Origin of the sequence: Fluviicoccus sp., from assembly GCF_030646115.1 — a bacterium.
GTDB lineage: Bacteria > Pseudomonadota > Gammaproteobacteria > Pseudomonadales > Moraxellaceae > Fluviicoccus.
The window spans coordinates 427,595-449,643 of sequence record NZ_JAUSMX010000018.1 but is presented as its reverse complement, the minus strand read 5'-3'; the positions used below and the strand labels follow the sequence as shown (position 1 = coordinate 449,643).

The window sequence follows — 22,049 nt, the reverse complement described above, 5'->3', positions numbered from 1 at the left end:
TGGCCAACAGACGGTCGGCAAATTGGAGGAGTTCAGGATCGGGCTTGGCCCGTTTGGTACTTTTTGCAGCGGTCATAATGACTCCAGGGGAGCGGCAGTGTGATGCCAAATGACCGTTTACACAAAGCTAATTACACCCTCATTCAGGGATTTTTCACCACCCTGTTAGGCCTGCATCAGCAACGCCCCGTGCGCCTTGAAATACGCCCGGTGCCGCTTCCAGTCCGGCATGCGTTCCTCCACCAGCCGCCAGAAGCGCTCGCTGTGATTCATTTCCGCCAGATGACACAGTTCGTGCAGCACCACATAGCGAATTGCCTCCGGAGACGCCTTCGCCAGATGCAGGTTGAAATTCAGGTTGCCCCGCCCGGAACAACTCCCCCAACGACTGCGCACCAGCTTCAACCGGAACGTTGGCATCTCCGTCACCCACGGCATGCCCGCCGCCAGCGCCTCAATTTCCCGCGTAATCAATGCCTCCAGTTCCCGGGCATACCAGCGATACAGCACCTGCGGGGTTTTCGCGGCATCAGGCTGTGAACTGAAAAACCGCAACTCCCCATCGGCCATCTGCAGCTTGTCCCGCACCTTGTCGTGAGGCAGCACCCGTAACGGATAAGTCTGCCCCAAAAACAGATGCTGCTCCCCATCCTCATAACGCAGGGCAGGGTGAACCGCCCCCGCCGCCGGCCTTTCCGCCAGCTTGCCCAAATGCCCCGCAATCCAGCCCGCCTTCTCCCGCACCAGCCGATGCACCGCTGAAGCATGAACACGCGGCGGCACCGACGCCAGCACCAAACCATCCGGCCGTATTTTCAACGACACCACCCCGCGCGCACTCCGCCCCACCGTCAAACGGTAACGAATCAACACACCCTCATGGCTAATCTGGAATTCGGAAGACGACATAACAGCCAACAGTTACAGGAAAGCCCAAATTATGGCCGAAGAGTTACGCCCCGGAAACCATTACCACAATAAGATGCTCCACCCACAGATCTGTCCGAAGCCACTGTTTGAGCCACAAATCAGACAGCGAAGAGACGGAAGCGGGGAAGGGCGACAGAGAGCCGACAGCCCGCGAGTTTGGCGCAGGACAACGGTTTTGCTTCCTTTTGCCAAGACAAAAGGAAGGCCCGCGGCAGGCGGACACCCTCTGCAAATAGCAGACATAGGCTCTAACCTAGGAGCCATTGACCCAAATGACCCGACAGTCTCCAAAAAAGACAAATGTCCCCAAATCTAGACACTGTTAAATTACCCCCGCCACTGGCAGAATCCCCCGCCAACACCGGTCATAGCCCGAGAGGAACGCCCCCATGAACGCCCACTACCCGCACCTGCTCCAGCCCCTGGACCTCGGCTTCACCCAACTGCGCAACCGCGTCGTCATGGGCTCCATGCATACCGGCCTCGAAGACCGCTTTTACAACTACCCCAAGCTGGCGGCTTATTTTGGTGAACGCTCCAAGGGTGGTGTCGGCCTCATCATCACCGGCGGCATTTCCCCCAACCGCGAAGGCTGGCTGCTGCCGCTGGGCGGCACGCTTAACCGGCTGGGCGATGTCATCAACCACCGTCTGGTCACTCACGCCGTGCACAAGGAAGGCGGCAAGATCCTGATGCAGGTGCTGCACGCCGGTCGCTACGGTTACCACCCCTTTGTGGTGTCGGCCACTGCCAAGAAGTCCCCGATTTCCATGTTCAAGCCGCGCGAGATGTCGTCCTCGAAAATCTGGAAGACCATCGCCGCCTTTGGCCGTTGCGCCCGTCTGGCCAAGCTGGCGGGTTATGACGGCATTGAAATCATGGGCAGCGAAGGCTACCTGCTGAACCAGTTCCTCTGCGCCCGCGTCAACCAGCGCGACGACGAATGGGGCGGCGACATCCACGGCCGCATGAAGCTGGCGGTGGAAATCGTCAAGCGTGTGCGCAAGGTGGTGGGGACGGACTTCATCCTGGCTTTCCGGCTGTCGCTGCTGGATCTGGTGGAAGGCGGCAACACCCGCGAGGAAGTGATCACTGTCGCCAAGGCGCTGGAAGCTGCCGGGATCAACATCCTTAATACCGGCATCGGCTGGCATGAAGCGCGGGTCCCGACCATCGTCACCTCGGTGCCGCGCGGCGCTTTTGCCGACGTCACCGCCGACATCCGCAAGGAAGTGTCGATCCCGGTGATGGCCTCCAACCGCATCAACATGCCGGACACCGCCGAGGCCATCCTCGCCGAGGGCAAGGCCGACCTGATCCAGATGGCGCGCCCGTTCCTGGCCGACTCCGAATGGGTGAACAAGGCCGCCGGTGGCCGCGCCGATGAGATCAACACCTGCATCGCCTGCAACCAGGCCTGTCTCGACCACACCTTCCAGAACAAGCGCGCCAGTTGCCTGGTCAATCCGCGCGCCTGCCACGAAACCGAACTGGTCTACCTGAAGACCTCCAAGCCGCGCAAGGTCGCCGTCGTCGGCGCCGGTCCGGCCGGGTTGTCCGCCGCCACGGTCGCTGCCGAGCGCGGCCATCAGGTGACGTTGTTCGAAGCCTCGAACCAGATCGGCGGCCAATTCAACATCGCCAAGCAGGTGCCGGGCAAGGAAGAATTCCACGAAACCATTCGCTACTTCGGCCGTCGCGTCGAGCTGACTGGTGTCACCCTGAAGCTGAATACCCGTGTCACCCGCGCCGAACTGGAAGCGCAGGGTTTTGACGACATCATCGTCGCCACCGGCATTGCGCCGCGCCTGCCGAAGATTGAAGGCGTCAATCATCCCATGGTGTTGTCCTACCTTGACGTACTGCGTGACAAGAAGCCGGTGGGCAAGCGCGTGGCGGTGATCGGCGCGGGCGGCATCGGTTTTGACCTCAGCGAATTCCTGCTGCACGACCCGGCGGTGCAGCTGCCGATCACCGTCAAGCAGTGGCATGAAGAATGGGGCGTCGATACTTCGAACAAGACCGTCGGCGGGCTGGTGGAGCCGCATCAGGCCCAGCCTCTACGTCAGATATGGCTGCTGCAGCGCAAGACCACCAAGGTCGGCGCCGGTCTGGGCAAGACTTCGGGCTGGGTGCACCGCGCCGTGATGCAGAAGAACGGCGTGCAGATGATGTCGGGCGTGGAATACAAGGCCATCCGCGATGACGGGCTGCTGATCGCCATCGACGGCAAGGAACAGTTGCTGCCGGTGGACAACGTGGTGATTTGCGCCGGGCAGGAAAGCCTGAAGGACATCATGCCGCCGGAAGGGGAGAAGACCCGGGCAAAGTTCCACCTGATTGGTGGCGCAGCCTTGGCCAGCGAGCTGGACGCCAAGCGCGCCATCCGCGAGGGGGCTGAGCTGGCGGCCGGGCTTTAAGCCATAGACGCCGGCCCGGGGCAGTCCGGGCTGGTCATGAGGTCATTGCATGGTTTCGGTCATCAGTTCGACCTGTCGCTGCTGTTGTTCCGCCGCGCTGTTCAGCTTCTGCCGCACCCGTTCCGGCTGATTGATGGGTTTCACACCGCCGGAATTGGTGGATGCCGGTTCGGCGACACGTGCGGTATCCTTGCCCGCAGGCTTGCCTGACAGGTGGATGGTGTTGCCTTTGGAGAGTTGCACGCTTTCCGCATCCTTAGCTACATCCCGATTGCCGAAGTGCACCTTGCCGTCCTTGTCCTTCCAGCTGTAAATACCGCCTTTCTCCACCGGCCGCTGGCTGTTGTCCGTGCTGTAACGGCTGCCCGGCGGGGCCAGATCCGCGGTGTTGACCTCCTGAACCGGGGGATTCACCTTGTTCATGATGGAGTCACGAAACATCCAGCCGGAAATGGCGGCCACGGCCACCACAATAATCACGGTTTCTTTTTGCATGTTGTCCGCACGGCCTCAGGGTTTTTAAATTAATTTCATCGGTTAGAGCATAGACAATCCCGGCGGTTATGGCCATGGCGGATGTCCGGCCGCTCTTTTTGTGTTCCCTGTCCCGAACTGTCATACTGAAAATATTCTGGTCATGTTGTCTGCCCCCATGCGCTTTGTTCTTTTTCTGCTGTTGTGTGTGTCCTCGCTGGCTTGTGCCGCCGAGCCTTATGCCCGTCTTGCCTCCCTGCGCTGGGAAGGTGAGGAGCCGGTGACCGTGGTCAAGGGGGATAACCTCAGCGCCATTGCCGGCCGTCGCGGTGTGACGCCTGAAGCCGTGATGAAACTCAACGGATTGACGGCCAAGTCGCGGCTGATGCCGGGGCAGGTCGTTAATGTCCGCTATTCGCACCTGATCCCCGACGGGCTGACGGATGGCATCACCATCAATGTGCCGCAGCGTTTGCTTTTCCTGCGTCAGCAAGGCGAGTTAAGGGTGTATGCCCTGGGGCTGGGCAAGGCGTCCTGGCCTTCGCCGGTGGGGCCGTGGACGCTGGCCAACAAGCAGGAAAACAAGACTTGGAATGTGCCCAAATCCATTCAGGCGGAAATGGCGCGGGAAGGAAAACCGGTAAAAACCCATGTGCCGCCCGGTCCGGACAACCCGCTGGGCAAGCACTGGCTGGGGCTGAGCCTGCCCGGTTATGGCATTCACGGCACGCTTGCGCCGTCCAGTATTTACCGTTTTCGTTCGCACGGCTGCATGCGCATGCACAATGACGACATCGCCGAAATTTTTGCCCGTGTCGAAAAAGGTTTAACAGGTGTTAACACTTACTGGCCGATTTTGCTTGAAATTCGACCAGATGGCCTTATATATGTAGAAGTACATCCGAATATTTACAAGCGCAAGCTGAACGGTCTGGCTGAGTTGCAACAGCTGGCGGCTGCGCAACAGGTCACCGGCCGCATTGACTGGACGGTGGCGGGAGCCGCCCTGAAAGCGGCAGCGGGCCAACCGGTGGACATTACCCTGAAACCGGCGACTCCGTAATTTCTGTATTTTAAGAGGTTCTGTATGACAACGACGAATTCAGCTGTGATGACCCGCCGTGACTGTTTGCGCGGACTGTCCGCCCTGGCGCTGGGCGGCTTGCTGCTGCCACGCTGGGCCGGGGCCAGCCTGCTGGCGGATCAGGCTGAACGCAGTCTGTCCTTTGTGCATACCCATACCGGTGAGCGCTTGCGTCGTGTCTATTGGGCGGAAGGCGAATACCTGCCTTCAGTGCTCAATGAGTTCAATTTCCTGATGCGGGATTTCCGTAACGGCTCGGTTCTGGCCATGGACACCCAACTGCTGGATCAACTGGCGGTCTTGCAGGCGAAGCTGGGCCGTAGCTGCGATTTCCATATCATCTCCGCCTACCGGTCTCCGGAAACCAACGCCATGCTGCGCGCCAACTCCAACGGCGTCGCCAGGCACAGCATGCATCTGGACGGCAAGGCCATGGATATCCGGGTGCCCGGCGTTGCGTTGGCGCAGGTGCGCTCCGCCGCGCTGGCGATGCAGGCGGGCGGGGTGGGCTATTATCCGGGTTCGGATTTTGTTCACGTCGATACCGGCCGGGTTCGCAGCTGGGGCGGCTGACTCCACCGACTCCCTGTCGTGCCTGGCGTGTAGGTCGGGCTTCAGCCCGACACCAGTCTCCGATCGAAGGGGGTTGTCGGGCTGAAACCCGACCTACAGGGTTTTGCGGAAGTCGCTGGGTGTCACGCCCTTGCAGCGTTTGAAGGCGTGCAGGAAATTCGAGACTTCCGAATACCCCAGCCGCGCTGAAATCTCTTCCATGGTCATGCCGGGAATGCCCAGCATTTCCTCGGCCAGCGCCATCCTTATTTCATCCACCAACTGCCGGAACGACACACCTTCCTCGTCCAGATGCCGTCGCAAGGTGCGGGAGCTCATGCAAAGCCGCTCGGCCACGGTCTCCATGTTCGGCATCAGGCGGGGTTGGCGCAGCAATTCCTCCCGAACCCGCCCGGAATAGCCGGCGCGCACCTTGCGCCGCTCCAGCAGCTCCCGGCATTGGGTTTCACAAATACCGGCGGTGAGCGTGTGGGCCTGGGGAATGGGCAAGTCCAGGAAGGATCGGCCAAACACAACCGCATTATCCGCCTGATCGAACAACGGAGCCACGCCGAAAGTCCGGGTAAAAGGAGATATGTCCCGTGGGGCGGCGGCGGTGAACCACGCAGCCTGCAACGGCATGCGGACGCCGAACAAATCCTCGACCATGGTGACAATGCAGGCCATGTCCCGCTCCAGCAGGAAGGCGCGGCAAGCGGCGGGAATGGCGCTATTGTCCAGCACCAGCCGCGCCTGATCCGGCGCTTCCTCAAACCGCACCCGGACAAAGGCGAAAGTCAGGTCCAGGTAGCGCAGCCCGATCTGGATGGCGGCGCGCAAGGTCGGGCTGCTGATCAGGGCATAGCCCCAGATGCCATAGGTGGTCAGGTGATACCGCCGTCCTGCCTCCAGCCCCATGCCCGGCCGGAAACCCCCGCAGGCGTCCAGCAGGTTGTCCACCAGCCGCAGTTCCTGACGGGCGTCAATTTCATGGCTGTTGTCCTGAAGCTGGGCCAGGGAAATACCGGTGCCGCGCAGGCATTGTTCCGGCGTAATGCCGTAGTCGGCCGCCAGACCGGTCAGGATGCGGGCGCTGCTGATGCTGCGCCGTTCGGGCCAGAGAGACATGCAGGGCTTGTCCGGAAGTCACAGGGAGATGGCCGAATGTAGCATAAACAATGGCGTCAGGTGGAGGTACTGTGTTTACACTGGGTATCCCTTGTTCATCAGGTGCGTTTCATGATTCAAACCGGAATTGCTATTATCGGCAGCGGCTTTGGCGGCATTGGCATGGCCATCCGCCTGCAACAGGCAGGCTTCAATGACTTGGTTCTGCTGGAGAAGGAAAGTGATGTCGGCGGTTGCTGGCGTGACAATACCTATCCTGGCGCGGCCTGTGATGTGCCTTCGCACCTTTATTCATTTTCCTTCGAGCCTAAATTCGACTGGTCCCGCAAATTCGCTCCGCAACGCGAGATTCACGGCTATATCCGTCATTGTGCGGAGAAATACGGTTTGCTGCCGAAAATCCGCTTTAACACGGAAGTGACCGGCGCACGTTTCGACGAGGCCCGCGCCTTGTGGATCATTTCGACCGCCGGCGGCGAAACGATTGAGGCCCGCACCTTGATCAGCGCCTGCGGCCAGTTGAACCGACCCGCGTATCCGCGTCTGAAGGGACTGGAGTCGTTCAGGGGCGAGACCTTCCATTCCGCACGCTGGAACCATCAGGTCAACCTGAAGGGCAAGCGTGTCGCCGTGGTCGGCACTGGCGCCAGCGCCATCCAGTTTGTGCCGGAACTGGTGAAGGAGGTCAGTGCGCTGACCCTGTTCCAGCGTTCCGCGCCATATGTCATTCCCAAGCCGGATCGCGGTTATACCCGCGTGGAGCAGGCGCTGTATGCCCGGTTGCCGCGCTTGCAGGAGCTCAGCCGCACCGGCATGTACTGGCAGCATGAAAGCCGGGCGCTGGCCTTTGGCCCGCTGAAGCAACTGATGAAAGTGTTTGAATACGATTTCCACCGCCATCTCAATGCTTCGGTGAAGGACACCACGCTGCGGCAGAAGCTAACGCCGGACTATCCCTTGGGCTGCAAGCGCATCCTTATTTCCAATGAGTACTACGAGGCGCTCGCGAAGCCGAATGTCGAGGTGGTCAACGACGGCATCGACGCCGTGACCGAAACCGGCATCCGCACCAAGGACGGCCGCGAACATCCGGTTGACGCGATTATCTTCGGCACCGGCTTTCAGGCCACGGACTTTCTCGCGCCGATGAAAATCAGCGGTCGCGGCGGGCAGGACCTCAATGCGGCGTGGAAGGACGGTGCCGAGGCCTATCTCGGTATCAGCGTCAACGGCTTTCCCAACCTGTTCATCCTCTATGGGCCCAACACCAACCTCGGCCATAATTCGATCCTGTTCATGCTGGAAAGCCAGTTCGACTACATCGGGCAGTGCCTGAAGGCGATGTCGGTGCGGAATCTGGCGACGATGGAGGTGAAGGGGACGGTGCAGGGTAAGTACAACCGCTGGGTGCAGGACCAGATCAAGCGTACGGTGTGGGAAGATGGCTGCACCAGCTGGTACAAGAACGCGGCGGGCAAGAACACCAACAACTGGCCCGGCTTCACGCTGGTCTACAAGCAGCGCACGCATTCCTTGAATCTGGGGGATTACGAGCTGGTGGGGGAAGGGCAGGTGAAGCGGGTGGCCTGAAAAAGCAAAAACGGCGTCAGGGCCGGCGAGAGCGAAGCTTTTGCCATCGGGTCCGACGTCCGGACGATTTGAAAACGGTCTGTTCCTGTTCAGACTCAACAGAGGCTTTCACCTGCCAATGGCGAATAGCCTCCGGTGTACTTCATGAGGCGGTTTTGTTACTGCCAATGACCCGATAGGTCATTGCTCCCAACACAGCACCCGCAATCGGGGCGGCCCAGAACAACCATAACTGTTCAATGGCCCATCCTCCGACAACCAAGGCGACGCCCGTACTGCGAGCCGGGTTGACCGAGGTATTGGTTACCGGAATGCTGATCAAGTGAATCAATGTCAGAGCTAGGCCGATGGCTGCCGGAGCAAATCCAGCGGGAGCGCGCCTGTCGGTAGCGCCCAGAATGACCAGTAGGAAGAACATGGTCATGACGACTTCAGTGATCAGGGCGGCTTGGAATGTATAGCCGCCCGGAGAATGTGTGCCGAATCCATTTGAAGCAAAGCCCTTGGCAACATCAAACCCCGGCGCTCCGCTGGCGATGGAGTAAAGCACCAGTCCTGCCAGCAATCCGCCCAACACCTGGGCAACGATATAGGGGAGCAACTGTGCTGTCGGAAAGCGTCCGGCAGCCCACAGACCCACTGAAACGGCAGGGTTGAGGTGACAGCCGGAAATGTGACCGATAGCGTAAGCCATGGTCAGAACGGTCAGTCCGAAAGCGAGTGAAACGCCCAGAAGGCCGATGCCCACCTCGGGAAATGCAGCGGAAATGACCGCGCTGCCGCAGCCTCCCAACACCAGCCAAAATGTTCCGATCAGTTCGGCGCCATAAACCTTCATAGCATGTTCTCCGTGTGAACCAGTTTGATACGGCCGCCCCGGCTGAGGCTGGCCGGTGCTGAAGGTATCAAGGCTGTTGTTCACGGAGTGTTCTAAGAGAAAGAGGCTGACGGTCAGCTGTATAATCAACATGCCATGCGGGAAGCGAGGCGTGACCGGGCCAAGTAATTGGCAGGCTTAATGCGACAACAGAAGATGCGAATCATTGGCAAGCGGGGGGGTACCGCCCCCCATTGTTTCGCCTTTAAAGGGGCTATCCGTCTCAGCGGCGCAGCTCTTCCGGCAAGTGCGGCGAAATCGTGGTCACCAGCGCCTTCATCACCTTGATGTTGCCCGCGACAACATTGCCCGACTTCAGGAAATTGTGGCCGCCGCCCATGTCGCAGACCATGCCGCCTGCTTCACGGATGATCAGGTCGCCGGCGGCGATATCCCAGGACTTCAGGCCCAGTTCGAAGAAACCGTCCATGCGGCCGGCAGCCACATAAGCCAGATCCAGCGAGGCGGCCCCGGCGCGGCGGATGCCTGCCGTGTTCATGGCGACATCCTTGAAGGCGGCAAGGTAGGAGTCCATGTAGCTGTGCTGGTCCGGGCGGAACGGGAAGCCGGTGCCGATCAACGCGCCTTCCAGACCGCGACGGTTGCTGACGCGGATGCGGCGTTCGTTCAGTGTGGCGCCATGGCCGCGGCTGGCGGAGAAGCATTCGTCGTTGACCGGGTCATAGACCACGGCGTGTTCGGTCTGGCCGCGATACTGCACAGCAATGCTGACCGCGAACTGCGGGAAGCCGTGGATGAAGTTGGTTGTGCCGTCGAGCGGATCGATGATCCAGAGATAGTCCTTGCCTTCCGCCTTGCCTTCGATGAAACCGGTTTCCTCACCCTGGAAGCCATGGGTGGGGTAGGCCTTGCGCAGCGCTTCGATGATCATGCGCTCGGCGTCGCGGTCGACGCGGGTCACGAAGTCATTGACGCCCTTGGCCTCCACTTCGACATCGATGTACTGGAGTTGCTGGGCGGCCTTGGCGATCATCTGGCCGGCCTGTTTGGCGGCGCGAACGGCCATGGTCAGCATGGGTTGCATGGAGGACATGGGCAGGGAACTCTGAAAGAACAAAAAGGGGCGGCGCATTATAGCAGAGGTTTGGGCGTGAATTTGCTACCATTGACGGTCGTTCCCCGCTAAACGGCGTCAAGCCGACGGATGTCACCGCACATGTTCAGCAATATTCGTGTCGTCATGGTCAATACCAGCCTGCCCGCCAACATCGGCGCGGCGGCGCGCGCCCTGAAAACCATGGGTCTGGGCAACCTGGTGCTGGTCGATCCGCAGGTGTTTCCCAGCGCCGACGCCACGGCACTGGCGTCCGGCGCGTCGGATATCCTGCATCATGCCCGGGTAGTCCCGACCTTGCAGGACGCCATTGCCGACTGCAAGCTGGTGATTGGCGCCAGCGCACGCAGCCGCACCATTCCCTGGTCCATGCTCGATTCGCGGCAGGCGGGGGAGCTGGTGCGTACCGAGTCGGAACGTCATCCGGTGGCGCTGGTGTTTGGTCGGGAAGACCGGGGTCTCACCAATGAAGAATTGCAACAGTGCCACTATCATGTCTATATCCCCAGCGACAGTGAGTACGGGGTGCTGAACGTGGCGGCGGCCATCCAGGTGATCTGTTACGAAGTGCGCATGGCGCACCTGATTGCCGAAAACCGCCCGACCACCGACATCGTGCAACCGGCGTCGATGCCGCTGCCGCATGCCCCGTGGGACGAGGAACTGGTCAATTCCGGGGACATGGAAGGCTTCTACCAGCACTTCGAGGCGGCCATGGTCGAGTCCGGCTTCCTGGACCCGGACAATCCCCGGCAGATGCCGGTGCGGGTGCGGCGCATGTTCAACCGCATGCGGCTGGACCGGCTGGAATATAACTTGTGGCGTGGTATCTTCAGGCAAATGCAGGCCATGGCGGCGGAAATCGCCCGAGCGAGCAAGAAATGATCATCACCGAATTTCTGGATCAGTTGCGCGAGGACGTGGATTCGGTCTTTGACCGCGATCCGGCGGCGCGCAATACGCTGGAAGTGTTATTGAATTATCCCGGTATCCACGCCCTGCTGTTGCACCGCGTGGCGCACGGCCTGTGGAAGCAGGAATACAAGGGCGGGGCGCGGCTGGTGTCCACCGTCAGCCGTTTCCTGACCGGGATTGAAATCCATCCCGGCGCGAAGATCGGCCGTCGCTTCTTCATCGACCACGGCATGGGCGTGGTGATCGGTGAGACTGCAGAGATTGGTGATGACGTGACGCTCTATCACGGCGTGACGCTGGGTGGCACCAGCTGGAGCAAGGGCAAGCGCCATCCGACGCTGGAAGACGGCGTGGTGGTGGGGGCGGGAGCAAAGGTGCTGGGTCCGTTCATCGTTGGCAAGGGTGCCAAGATTGGCTCCAATGCCGTCGTCACCAAACCCATTCCCGCCGAAGCCACGGCTGTCGGCAACCCGGCGCGCATCATCATCAAGCAGCAACTGGTGTTGGGTGAGGAGGAAGAGGCGCGCCGCCATTTTGCGGCGAAGATCGGGTTCCAGGCCTATGCCGCCACTCCCGACCTGCCGGATCCGGTGGTCGAGGCGTTGCGTGTGCTTCTCGACCACATGCAGGCCACCGACAAGCGGCTGGACCTGATGTGTTCGGCGCTGAAACGGGTGAATGTCGACTTCTGCGACCAGAAGCCGGAGAAGCTGGACACGGAAGAGTTGATGCAGAAGACCGAGCATTATTGATCGCCCGCCCGGTTGACGCCAAGGGCTTGTGCGCAGGCCCTTATTCCCCTCGAGCCTGTTTGCGGTATTGCCCCGGCGTCTCCCCTGACAGCTGCCGGAACCACCGGATGAACGACTGGCTTCCCCCGAACTGCAGGCGCATCGCCACGGACTCGACCGCTTCCGGGCTGTTCAGCAGATACCGCCGCGCCATCTCCAGTCGCACTTCATCATATAACTGCCGGTAACTGCCGCCTTCACGCTCGAACTGCCGGTGCAGGTTGCGTCCGCTCATGCCCATCGCCCCGGCCAGCGCCTCGCGTGAGCCGTCTCCCTGTTGCAACAAGGTTTGCAACTGCGTCCTGGCTTTGTCCATGAAGGACTGCGCCTTTTCACGCTGGCCGATCAGTTGCAGCGCGTGCTGTTCCAGCACCTGTTGCAAGCCCGGGTCCGGATTTTCCAGTGGTTGTTTCAGTACTTCGTTGGCCAGCACCATGGCAGAAACCGGCTGGTTGAACAGGATCGGGCAGCCGAAATGGTGTTCGTACTCGGCGATGTGCGCCGGGTTGGAGGGAGGTTCATGACGAAGCAGAACGCGAAGGATGGGCGGCGGGTGCTGCTTCGCCATTCTGATCTGGATGGTGCGAAGGCTGCCCAGCAGGTATTCCGTGGCCTGGCGGCGGAACAGCGGGTTGTCGGTTTTGCAGTCCCAGCACCACAGTGTCACGCCGGGCTGATGGCGTAGCGAGGTGTAGCCGATATCGCTGACCAGCACTTCATAGCGCCGAGCCATCTCGATGAAGTCCTGCAGTGTTGTACAAGCCTGCCGGAGATAGCCCAGCACCCCGAAACCGGTCGGATCCGCCAGTTTCGACATATGCAGCCCCAACAAGGGATCACCGCTGACGGCGACACCGGTGCAAACCAGCCGTTCCAAATGGCTGACGGGAACCCGTCCGGTGCTGTCGGCGTGCGGAACCGGCGGAATTCCAGCAGCAGTCAGAATGGTGTTTGTAGGCAGGCCGCTGACGGCTGCACTGCTGAGGATGTGCTGAAGCAGGCTTGCCAGTACCGTGTCGCCGGGTGCAACCCCGGCATCGGAAATCAGGGATTCGGCCATGATGGGTTATTGTTCTGTAGGCTGCCCGGATGTCAGGAACGCCGCAATCGCGGCACGGAATTCACGTCCTCATTCTAGATTAACGCGCCGAAACGGCAAATGGCGGCCAAGGCCGCCATTCAGGTCATTCGGGGACAATTTTACAGTCCGGCTGTCTTCAGGCGGTTGGCCTGTTGGCGGAAGACGGCCACCGGGCTGGTTTCAAACAGGTTAACGACGCCCAGCACCTGATTGACTTCATCCAGATGGTTCATGGCGTAGTTGTCGCGGATGACCGCGCCCAAATGGTTGGAGCAGCGGGGGACCAGTCCGTCGTTGGCTTGGCCGCCAAACGCAGGTTGCAATGCCACCAGCGCATAATCGACCGGGTCCAGTGCATTGGTGAAGACGCTGGTGCCGCCCCAGGAATAGAAGCGGATGCCGTTGGCGGTGGCGGCGCCTTGCCCGCAAGGATTGGCGGCGGTGGGCATGCCAGCGGGGAAACGACGATTGAAGTCAGCGGCGCCGGCGGAGGTCAGTGAGGCCAGTCCAGCCAGCGAGTCCTGGGTGAATGTCTCTCCGGAAAGGGTGCCGACCAGCTTGAAGAATCCGTTGACGATGCCAGACAGCGAGTCAGCGGCAATCGGCCCGATGCCGGGAATGGTGGTCAGGCCGGAAATCACGTCCGCGACCGGCGAGCCGGTATTGGGTCCGCCCACCGAGGTGGCGGAAGCCACCGCGTCCGGCAGCACGCCCGCGACATAACGGATGGATTGCGCGCCATGGCTGTGGCCGATCAGGTTGACCTTGGCGGCGCCGGTAATGGCGCGAATCTGCTTCACCTGGTTCAGCAATTGCTCGCCGCGCACTTCCGATGATTGGAAGGAAGCTACCTGGGTAATGAAGACCTTCCCGCCGTTGGTGGTCAGGTCTTGCGGAATACCATACCAGTAATCCAGCGGGCCGATTTTCGAGAATCCGGCCATGCCGTGCGCCAGCACAATCGGATATTTGGTCTTGGCATAGCCGGTCAGGGTCAGGGCGCTGCCCTTGGCTGCACAACCGGTGGTGTTGCAAACGGTGATGTTGGCGGCTTCGGCAAATGCGGTTAGTGTCAGGCCGGTGGAAAGCAGCAGGGGGGGCAGGAGACTCTTCATGATCAGTACCTCGCGTTGATTTCGTTATCGCGGCGGCGGACAGGTGCCGGCGGCGAACGTTTGTTGTTTTGGCGACGACAAGCGTAGCGAAATAGCCGACGAATGGCAGGATGTATAAAGGGACAGCGAATGAGCAAATTCGGACAGGTGGCAGGCAACAGTGGTTTGGTACAGGTTTAAAACCGCTGTGGAAAGACTCAATACTCTTGCTAGGGAGTAACAGCCGTCACAATATCCGGATGCACCACCAGGTTGGTGCTGTTGGCGGCCGGGAAATTGAACCAGTTCATGCCCTGTTCGCTGATGCTCGTCGTTTTCCCCGTCAGCCACTGCCGGTACTCCTTGAAATACGGATATGCCGTATCAATGGAGGCTCTCTCTGCAGGCCAGGCCCATTCCATTGGCACCAGCAGGCCGAAGGGGTAGCCGTCCGTCGTTTTCATCTTGTCAGCTTGATTGAGCTGGAACAGGTCAATATCCTGATTGGTGTTGATGACATGCAGCACTGGCCGGTACAGGAATTCGCCCGCCAGCAGGCCCCGTGTGGCGGGATTCAAGGTCGGATCGGCAATGTCGATGTTGAGGTGGGTGATCATCGGGACATCCACCCAGGGTTTCAAGGCGGTCACGTTGACATAGCCCGCCCCGGCGGCGGCCAGTGTATTGCCAAAAACCGGGATGTTCTGGCTGGCGGTGAACATCTGCGTGGTGGAAACACCGGTGACGGTGTTTTCCTGGGTCATGGAAATTTGGGCATCGCCGAAGAACACCGGCGAAGTCTTAGTGGTGATGTTCTTGCTGCCATCGACAGACCCATCCAGTGACAGCAGCAGGCTGTGGTTATAGCCAGCGCCCCGCGCCAAGGGGATGAAGTCCATGCTGATGTGCTTCAGCTGGTTCTGGCTGTTGTAATCCTCGGCGATGCGCATCGCCACCACCATGTCGTTGTAGTCCTTGTCACCGGCAGAAGGATAAAGGTCTTCCCAGGCCATGATGCTCCAGGCTTCCTTGCGCGGGTAATAGTTGGTGAAGTCGCCGCAACCGGCCAGCCCGCCGATTTCCGGGGTTACGGTTAGCGTCACGGTGCCGGTATAGGCCCCGGCCTTCTGGCTGGAAATGCCGCCCAGCATGGTGCTGACCTGCAAGGTATGATCGGCGTCATGGCCATCACCGGAGGCCACTAGCCGGTCCGGGTTGCCGTCCACGCTGTACTGGGGCTTCAGGGTGTAGTTGCCGTTTTGCAGTCCACTGCCGCTGACCAGCACAGTGACGGAACCGTTGCTGCTCAAATGGAAGGAGTCACTGCCGGCATAGCGCGCGGAAGCACTGCCGGAGACGCTGCCCGCCACCGGCGACAGCGTCAGGTTGTCCAGTCCGGTCAGCGAGGCGGCCAGTCCCACGCTCATGCAGACCGTGGCATTGTCGTCGACTTGTCCGCCGTTATGGATGGAGCCGAGTGTCTGGGCCTGGAGGTCAGTGGCGGCCAGCACCAGCAAGCCCGGAATCAGTATTTTCATGGCGTACTCCGCTCAGCCTTCCCCGAGCACTTTCGGGCGGATCATGATCAGGACTTCGGTTTCTTCATCCCGGCTTTGGGTTTGCCCGAACAGGTTGCCGACACCGCGCAACCGGCTCAGTCCCGGCAGACCGCTGGTTTGCTTGCGCTGCTTGTGCTGGAACAGTCCGCCCAGCACCAGGGTGTCGCCGTCACGGATGTCCACGGTGCTGGAAATCTGGTGCGAAACGATCTGCGGTGATCCCTTCTCATCCATCACCAGGTCGGAAACCGAGGCTTCCTTGATTTCCAGAGTGACGTCGCCGCTGTTGGAAATCTTTGGAATCACCGTCATGTTGATACCATAAGTCAGTTCCTTGCGGCGGTCGGTGCTGCCGCTGACATTTTCAAAGGGCAGCCAGACCGTCGATTGTGAGGAAAAATTGGCCTGCTTGCCGTCGCGGGTCACGATCGACGGCATCGCCTTGACTTCCGCCTGACCCGAGGTACGCAGCATTTGCACGGATTCAGCCAGGCTGCGGGACGGTGAGGTGCTGGTCTGGATCAAAGGCCCGGTCAGGTTGCTGGTCTGGCTGGCGGATAAGCCGCTCCATTCCCCCAGGCCCAGTTGCCGGGTGCCGCCGGGCACCTGGGGGTCGCGGACCACCTTGCTCCAGCTGACTCCCAGAATGTCCATCGCCTTCACGCTCACTTCGACAATGCTCATTTCCAGCAGCACTTGCGAGGGGGCCTGGTCCAGCGCCATCAGGGCGGACTGGATGCGGCGCTGCATATCCATCGGTGCGGTGATGGTCATGTGGCGGCTTTCAGTCTGCACCCGGACAAAGGTCTGGAACATGGGGGCCAAGGCCTGCATCAGCTGGTCCGGGCTGGAATTTTCCGGCTTGAAGACACAGGTGGTGGCCAACTGGGCAAAGCTGCGGCTGCGCGGGTCGGCCGGGCCGATCAGGATATGGCGGGCCGCCACCTTGTAGGAGTAACCACCCGCCGCCAGCACAACATCAAGGGCATCCGCGAGACTGGTGTTGCTGAGGCTGACACTGACCAAGCCTTCCACGCTTTCATCCAGCACCAGGGAAACGCCGGTCAGCATGTTCAGCTCCGCCAGGACATCGCGGATATTGGCGTCGGTGAAGGACAGTTCGATATTCCCGATGGTGCTGATATCGAGGGACGGACCGTCAGAAACGCAGGTGAATCGGTTGGGCTTGCGCTCTTTTCTCGGGGTGTCAGCCGGGGTGAGCGTCATGCGGTGGGGGGCGTAGTCCGCGCCTTGCGTCCGGGCAGCAGAGGCTGCCATGTCTTCAATGCCGCCGGGTTTGGCCATGGCCTTGCCCAGCGTGGTCGTGACCGGTTCCGGAGCCGGGGTCAAAGTGACCTTGCTGACCGTTGCGCATCCGCCGAGACCGGCGAGCACAAGGCAAAACGGCAGAAACAGGTACGGGCGCATGGGACTGCTCCGGATCAGATTTCGCCGGACGATTGCATCGCCACGGCGGGAGCGGCAGTCCTTGCGGGCTCGGTGGGAGTCGGGGTGCTGACCGGCGCGGCGGCGGGGGCAGCGGGGGCGGCGAACAGGTTGGCCGGCAATTCCACCGTGGTTTTCACCAGCGGCTGGGCGCGGTCAGAAAAACGGTTGCGGACAAAGGCCTGATAGGTTCCGGCGGGCAGGGTGCGCGGCAATTCGCCAAAAACGACCACTTCGCTGCCCGGGAATACCCGCGAGGCGGCATCGCTGCGTTGCCAGGCGGACTGGGTTTTCAGCGGGGTCTTCAGCACCAGGCGGTTACTGGCATCGCGCAACTGCAGTTCAGCATTCAGCTGGCCGTCGGTCTTGCCTCCGTTCTTGAACAAACCCTTGATGAAGACGCGCTCTTCCTGCGGCTCCAAAGAAAGGTCATGGAAATTGGTGATGGTGCGCGTGGTCATGGTTCCGCCGACATTGACGGACAACACCACGGCATAGCGCACATTCAGGGTAATGCCTTTGGCTTTCAGCGGTTGATCTTCTTCCACCATGATGGCGGCGACATTGGTGCCGGCAGCCTTGCGCGGCACTTTGACGCTGCCGTTCAATACCACCGTCTCACCCTTGCGGATCGACAGCTTGTTCTTTTCCAGCGTAATCCAGCCGGACATGTCTTCAGTCCCGGCCTCAGGCGGCAGGAACTCCATGTGGCCGGTCGGCAACTGGTTCAGCCGGTACACGGAGACCTTGGCGTTGCCGCTGGTCTTGCCGAGCACCTGAATATGGAAGTCCTGGGAAACATCAGGCGCGCCCGTCAGCTCGATCAACATCGGGGAAACCCCGAATTCCGCTGCATGTGCGCCCAGTGATGACAAGGCGAGTGCAAGGGTGACAGCCATCTTGCCCATCCACTGGCGGCAGGCGCCGGTCAGGGCGGGGAGCAGGAAGGATTGACGGTTCTGCATGATGAATCCTCTTCAGGAGAAAAAGGGTAGCGGAGGGGCGGCCGCTACCCGGACAGTCCGCATCAGATCGCGGAGACGGTGATGGTGATGGTGGAGGAGTAGCTGCCGGCCTTCTGGGCGGAAATGGCGCCCAGCTTGGCGGCGGCGGCAACCGAGTGGGTACCCGCGTGAACACTGTCGGCGGCGGTGTCAAACTGCATGCTGCTGCCGTCCAGGTTGTAGTTGGTGGAGACGCTGTTGGTGCCGTTGCTGAGGTCGCCGCCGGTCAGGGTGACGTGCACCTGGCTGTTGGCTTCAAGATGGAACTCGTCAGAACCGCTGTAAACGGCGCCTGCAGAGCCGCTGACATCATTGGTGCGCAGAACAAAGTCGTCCAGACCTGTGATGGCTGCGTAGCGGCCAACATCCATGCTGACAGTAGCGCTCTTTTGGTCAAGGACCTGTGCGCTGGCGAGGGTGGAAAGGGCCAGGGTCAGGGCGGGGATGATGCGGACGAAAGTTTTCATGGTGTTACTCCGGTATGTGTTTGTGCTCACGATGTGTGGCACTTTTGGGTTTTATTGTGAACTGCGTCACGCTTCTAGTAATGCAGCAAGCGTGCCAAGTTCAGTTAAATAATTTTTCATGTTTTTAATCAATGGTTTATAAATATGAGACGTAGTTCTCGTTTTTGGCGGGGTGACGAAATTCAGTCGGTTATTTATGTGACGTGATTCTCATTTGTCACTGGGTGACAATTTTTGTCCATTACTTAGGGGGGTATGTCGAACGTGATCGTGGTGGATACTTGTTTCGCATATAAAGGAAGAACAGGGGACCTGTTCAGCAGGTCGTTCTCCACAAGGCCGGTGGGTATTACCATACATTTTAGTCGGGTTCTATTGTTGACTAAATCAGTCGGGATTGACTACAATCAGAATGACATCAACCGGTGGAGGCATGAATCATGAGACTGACAACCAAGGGCCGTTATGCGGTCACTGCCATGCTGGATCTGGCTATCCATGCCCGCCGCGATCCGGTGAGCCTGGCCGACATCTCCGACCGGCAATCCATTTCCATTTCCTATCTGGAGCAGCTCTTCGCCAAGTTGCGCAAGAAGGGCCTGGTCTCCAGCGTGCGCGGTCCTGGCGGTGGTTACCAGCTGGCCCGCAGCAGTGGCGACATTTTCATCGCCCAGATCATTGATGCCGTGGACGAACTGGTCGACGCCACCCGCTGCGCCGGGCAGGGTGATTGCCAGCAAGGCGCCATGTGCCTCACCCATGAGCTGTGGACCGATCTCAGCAAGCAGATTCACAGCTTCCTTTCCGGCATCAGCCTGGAAGAACTGGTGACCCGTCGCGAGGTGCAAGCCGTGGCCCTGCGCCAGTCGCATGCACCGCACGCCCGTGACTCAGGATTGCTGGGCGATCTCGCCTTCTCCTGATCCGGTAACGAATTCTTTTTCAGCGCAAGCCAGGTGTCTATGAAACGCCAGATTTATCTCGACTACTCGGCCACCACTCCCGTCGATGAGCGCGTTGCCGCCCGGATGACGGAGTGCCTGACCTTTGACGGCAATTTCGGCAACCCCGCTTCCCGTTCGCACAGCTTTGGCTGGATGGCGGAAGAGGCTGTTGAAACCGCCCGTCAGCAAGTGGCCGAACTGGTCAATGCCGATCCGCGTGAAATCGTCTGGACCTCGGGAGCCACCGAGTCCAACAACCTTGCCATCAAGGGTGCGGCGCACTTCTACCACAGCAAGGGCAAGCACATCGTCACCTCGAAGATTGAGCACAAGGCGGTGCTGGATACCTGCCGCCAACTGGAGCGCGAAGGCTTTGAGGTGACTTATCTTGATCCCGAGCCCGGCACCGGCATGATCACCCCGTCGATGGTGGAGGCGGCGTTGCGTCCGGACACCATCCTGGTGTCGCTGATGCATGTGAACAACGAGATAGGCACCATTACCGATATCGCCGCAATTGGCGAACTGACGCGCAGCCGCAAGATATTGCTGCATGTTGACGCCGCCCAGTCTACCGGCAAGTTGCCCATCGACTTGGTCAATACCCAGGTTGACCTGATGAGCTTCTGCGCCCACAAGACCTACGGTCCCAAGGGTATTGGCGCGCTGTTCGTGCGTCGCAACCCGCGCGTACGGTTGGAAGCCCAGATCCACGGCGGCGGTCACGAGCGCGGTTTCCGCTCCGGCACGCTGGCCACGCACCAGATCGTCGGCATGGGTGAGGCATTCCGCATTGCCCGTGAAGAAGGTGCGGCCGAACAGGCGCGCCTGCTGGTGCTGCGCGACCGCCTGTGGGCCGGTCTTTCCCAACTGGATCAGGTTTTCGTCAACGGTTCCATCGAGCACCGCATTGCCGGCAACCTGAACGTCAGCTTCAATTTTGTGGAAGGCGAATCGCTGATCATGGCGCTCAAGGACATTGCTGTTTCCTCCGGGTCGGCCTGTACCTCCGCCAGCCTTGAACCCTCCTATGTGCTGCGCGCCCTCGGCCTTTCCGATGAAATGGCGCACAGCTCCATCCGTTTCACCATCGGTCGCTATACCACCGAGGCCGACATCGATCATGTCATCGGCCATGCGCAGGACGCGGTCAACCGCCTGCGTGAACTGTCCCCGTTGTGGGACATGTTCCAGGAAGGCATCGACCTGAATTCCGTGGAATGGGCCGCCCATTAATTTCGAGAGGTTTGCATCATGGCATACAGCGACAAGGTCATTGACCACTATGAAAACCCCCGCAACGTGGGCGTTCTCGACAAGGACGACACGCACGTCGGCACCGGCATGGTCGGCGCCCCGGCCTGCGGCGACGTCATGCGCCTGCAAATCCGTGTCGGTGAAGACGGCGTCATTGAAGATGCCCGTTTCAAGACCTACGGCTGCGGTTCCGCCATCGCCTCCAGCTCGCTGGTCACGGAATGGCTGAAGGGCAAGACCCTCGACCAGGCCCAGACCATCAAGAACAGCGCCATTGCCGAAGAACTGGCGTTGCCGCCGGTGAAGATCCACTGCTCGGTTCTGGCCGAAGACGCCATCAAGGCGGCCATTGCCGACTACCGCCAGAAGCAGGGCGCCAGCGAGGCCTGAACCATGTCGATATCCTTGACTCCGGCAGCCGCCAGGCACGTTGCTGACTTCATTGCCAATCGCGGCAAGGGCGAGGGCATCCGTCTGGCCGTGAAGACCTCCGGGTGTTCCGGTCTGGCCTATGTGCTCGAATTTGTTGATAATGCCGATACCGGCGATGAAGTGTTTGAAGCGCACGGTGTAAAAGTCTTTGTCGATCCCAAGAGTCTGGTCTATCTGGACGGCATGGAAATGGACTTCGTGAAAGAAGGATTGAACGAAGGCTTCAAATTCACCAATCCCAACCAGAAGGGCGAATGCGGCTGTGGAGAGTCCTTCACCGTCTGATTGCCTTGCACCGAGGCTGATGTGGACCTGAACGACGACTATTTCACCCTGTTCGATCTGGAACGGGGCTTCTCCGTCAACACAGAAGCCCTGTCCAGCCGCTACCGCGAATTGCAGCGCCAGTATCATCCGGACCGTTTCGCCCACGATCCCGACCAGCAAAAGCAGGCGGTGGAATGGACGGCGCACCTGAATCAGGCCTACCAGACCCTGGCCGGTCCGGTGTTGCGCGCCGCCTACCTGCTGGAGCTGGCCGGTCAGCCTGTCAGCCTGACCACAAGCATTGCCGACCATGACTTCCTGATGAGCCAGCTGGAGCTGCGCGAACAGATGGATGAGGCAGGCTCGGTTCACGAGCTGGCCAGCCTGCGCATGGAAGTTGAAGAGTGGATTCACAGCCTGTCCCGCGAATTCGTGCTCGACTACGAGGAGCAGGACTGGATCGAGGCCCGTGACACCGTGCGCAAGCTGCACTTCATGGCGAATTTTCTCCTCGACATCCGCGCCGCCGAAGACCGGCTGGATGACGAAGACTTCTACGACGAAGACTGACTCCCGACGTTTATTCCCCTTGTGCCGGCTTGAGGTCGCGCCCTGCCGGGAAACGGTTGATAGTGGCTTCTGTCGAATTCGCCCCGATAAGG

At 60.2% G+C, this 22,049-nt stretch carries 22 protein-coding genes; 11 read left to right on the top strand and 11 right to left on the bottom strand.

Going from position 1 to position 22,049, the window contains the following annotated elements; translation table 11 throughout:
- Window positions 1–165: 165 nt before the first annotated feature.
- Window positions 166–909 carry a M48 family metallopeptidase gene (locus Q7T36_RS13955; RefSeq protein ID WP_304849727.1) on the bottom strand — a complete coding sequence of 248 codons (744 nt, stop codon included), beginning with the start codon at window positions 907–909 and terminating at the stop codon, window positions 166–168.
- A gap of 410 nt (window positions 910–1,319) precedes the next feature.
- Here Q7T36_RS13955 and Q7T36_RS13950 point away from each other — a divergent pair, with 410 nt between their 5' ends.
- Window positions 1,320–3,350, top strand: a complete 2,031-nt coding sequence (locus tag Q7T36_RS13950; protein ID WP_304849724.1) for an NADPH-dependent 2,4-dienoyl-CoA reductase — start codon at window positions 1,320–1,322, stop codon at window positions 3,348–3,350.
- Window positions 3,351–3,392: 42 nt separating this feature from the next.
- Here the strand turns inward: Q7T36_RS13950 and Q7T36_RS13945 are convergent, their stop codons facing one another.
- Window positions 3,393–3,845, bottom strand: a complete 453-nt coding sequence (locus Q7T36_RS13945) for a DUF4124 domain-containing protein (RefSeq protein ID WP_304849721.1) — start codon at window positions 3,843–3,845, stop codon at window positions 3,393–3,395.
- A 142-nt stretch (window positions 3,846–3,987) separates the two neighbouring features.
- On the opposite strand from Q7T36_RS13945, the gene Q7T36_RS13940 reads away from it, so the two are divergent.
- Together Q7T36_RS13940 and Q7T36_RS13935 are read left to right on the top strand one after the other, a co-directional pair.
- The gene (locus Q7T36_RS13940; protein ID WP_304849718.1) at window positions 3,988–4,887 is read left to right on the top strand and encodes a L,D-transpeptidase family protein; all 900 of its coding nucleotides are present in this window, start codon (window positions 3,988–3,990) and stop codon (window positions 4,885–4,887) included.
- 24 nt (window positions 4,888–4,911) lie between these two features.
- On the top strand, window positions 4,912–5,481 hold the full coding sequence (locus Q7T36_RS13935) for a DUF882 domain-containing protein (protein ID WP_304849715.1): 570 nt from the start codon (window positions 4,912–4,914) through the stop codon (window positions 5,479–5,481).
- Between the two features lie 93 nt (window positions 5,482–5,574).
- On the opposite strand, the gene Q7T36_RS13930 is transcribed toward Q7T36_RS13935, so the two are convergent.
- Entirely contained in the window at window positions 5,575–6,588 is a 1,014-nt protein-coding gene (locus Q7T36_RS13930; RefSeq protein ID WP_304849712.1) for an AraC family transcriptional regulator, read from the bottom strand.
- A gap of 111 nt (window positions 6,589–6,699) precedes the next feature.
- Between Q7T36_RS13930 and Q7T36_RS13925 the strand changes: the two genes are divergently transcribed.
- Window positions 6,700–8,178: an NAD(P)/FAD-dependent oxidoreductase gene (locus Q7T36_RS13925; RefSeq protein WP_304849709.1), complete on the top strand. Its 1,479-nt coding sequence runs from the start codon at window positions 6,700–6,702 to the stop codon at window positions 8,176–8,178.
- Window positions 8,179–8,320: 142 nt separating this feature from the next.
- Here Q7T36_RS13925 and aqpZ read toward each other — a convergent pair whose 3' ends face one another.
- Window positions 8,321–9,016 (bottom strand): aquaporin Z, encoded by a 696-nt coding sequence (aqpZ, locus tag Q7T36_RS13920; RefSeq protein ID WP_304849706.1) that lies wholly within the window; start codon window positions 9,014–9,016, stop codon window positions 8,321–8,323.
- Between the two features lie 262 nt (window positions 9,017–9,278).
- The gene (suhB, locus tag Q7T36_RS13915; RefSeq protein ID WP_304849759.1) at window positions 9,279–10,100 is read right to left on the bottom strand and encodes an inositol-1-monophosphatase; all 822 of its coding nucleotides are present in this window, start codon (window positions 10,098–10,100) and stop codon (window positions 9,279–9,281) included.
- 132 nt (window positions 10,101–10,232) lie between these two features.
- Between suhB and Q7T36_RS13910 the strand changes: the two genes are divergently transcribed.
- Together Q7T36_RS13910 and cysE are read left to right on the top strand one after the other, a co-directional pair.
- Complete coding sequence (locus tag Q7T36_RS13910; RefSeq protein WP_304849703.1) at window positions 10,233–11,015, top strand: RNA methyltransferase; 783 nt, start codon at window positions 10,233–10,235, stop codon at window positions 11,013–11,015.
- Window positions 11,012–11,797, top strand: a complete 786-nt coding sequence (gene cysE / locus Q7T36_RS13905; RefSeq protein ID WP_370690128.1) for a serine O-acetyltransferase — start codon at window positions 11,012–11,014, stop codon at window positions 11,795–11,797. Before Q7T36_RS13910 ends, cysE begins: the two co-directional genes overlap by 4 nt.
- A gap of 40 nt (window positions 11,798–11,837) precedes the next feature.
- Here the strand turns inward: cysE and Q7T36_RS13900 are convergent, their stop codons facing one another.
- From Q7T36_RS13900 to Q7T36_RS13875, 6 genes are all read right to left on the bottom strand, one after another.
- Complete coding sequence (locus Q7T36_RS13900; RefSeq protein WP_304849700.1) at window positions 11,838–12,896, bottom strand: AraC family transcriptional regulator; 1,059 nt, start codon at window positions 12,894–12,896, stop codon at window positions 11,838–11,840.
- Window positions 12,897–13,036: 140 nt separating this feature from the next.
- On the bottom strand, window positions 13,037–14,032 hold the full coding sequence (locus Q7T36_RS13895; RefSeq protein ID WP_304849697.1) for a triacylglycerol lipase: 996 nt from the start codon (window positions 14,030–14,032) through the stop codon (window positions 13,037–13,039).
- 209 nt (window positions 14,033–14,241) lie between these two features.
- Window positions 14,242–15,549 carry an LruC domain-containing protein gene (locus Q7T36_RS13890; protein ID WP_304849694.1) on the bottom strand — a complete coding sequence of 436 codons (1,308 nt, stop codon included), beginning with the start codon at window positions 15,547–15,549 and terminating at the stop codon, window positions 14,242–14,244.
- 12 nt (window positions 15,550–15,561) lie between these two features.
- Complete coding sequence (locus Q7T36_RS13885) at window positions 15,562–16,998, bottom strand: secretin and TonB N-terminal domain-containing protein (RefSeq protein WP_304849691.1); 1,437 nt, start codon at window positions 16,996–16,998, stop codon at window positions 15,562–15,564.
- 14 nt (window positions 16,999–17,012) lie between these two features.
- Window positions 17,013–17,981: a hypothetical protein gene (locus Q7T36_RS13880; protein WP_304849688.1), complete on the bottom strand. Its 969-nt coding sequence runs from the start codon at window positions 17,979–17,981 to the stop codon at window positions 17,013–17,015.
- 62 nt (window positions 17,982–18,043) lie between these two features.
- Window positions 18,044–18,487, bottom strand: coding sequence for a hypothetical protein (locus Q7T36_RS13875; protein ID WP_304849685.1), 444 nt, complete (start codon window positions 18,485–18,487; stop codon window positions 18,044–18,046).
- Window positions 18,488–18,927: 440 nt separating this feature from the next.
- Here Q7T36_RS13875 and iscR point away from each other — a divergent pair, with 440 nt between their 5' ends.
- The 5 genes from iscR to hscB are packed head-to-tail and all read left to right on the top strand — an operon-like array spanning window position 18,928 to window position 21,957.
- Window positions 18,928–19,410 (top strand): Fe-S cluster assembly transcriptional regulator IscR, encoded by a 483-nt coding sequence (iscR, locus tag Q7T36_RS13870; RefSeq protein WP_304849682.1) that lies wholly within the window; start codon window positions 18,928–18,930, stop codon window positions 19,408–19,410.
- A gap of 39 nt (window positions 19,411–19,449) precedes the next feature.
- Window positions 19,450–20,667, top strand: coding sequence for an IscS subfamily cysteine desulfurase (locus tag Q7T36_RS13865; protein ID WP_304849679.1), 1,218 nt, complete (start codon window positions 19,450–19,452; stop codon window positions 20,665–20,667).
- Window positions 20,668–20,685: 18 nt separating this feature from the next.
- Window positions 20,686–21,078, top strand: coding sequence for a Fe-S cluster assembly scaffold IscU (gene iscU / locus Q7T36_RS13860; protein WP_304849676.1), 393 nt, complete (start codon window positions 20,686–20,688; stop codon window positions 21,076–21,078).
- A gap of 3 nt (window positions 21,079–21,081) precedes the next feature.
- The gene (gene iscA, locus Q7T36_RS13855) at window positions 21,082–21,405 is read left to right on the top strand and encodes an iron-sulfur cluster assembly protein IscA (protein ID WP_304849673.1); all 324 of its coding nucleotides are present in this window, start codon (window positions 21,082–21,084) and stop codon (window positions 21,403–21,405) included.
- A gap of 21 nt (window positions 21,406–21,426) precedes the next feature.
- The gene (gene hscB / locus Q7T36_RS13850; RefSeq protein WP_304849670.1) at window positions 21,427–21,957 is read left to right on the top strand and encodes a Fe-S protein assembly co-chaperone HscB; all 531 of its coding nucleotides are present in this window, start codon (window positions 21,427–21,429) and stop codon (window positions 21,955–21,957) included.
- Window positions 21,958–22,049 lie beyond the last annotated feature (92 nt).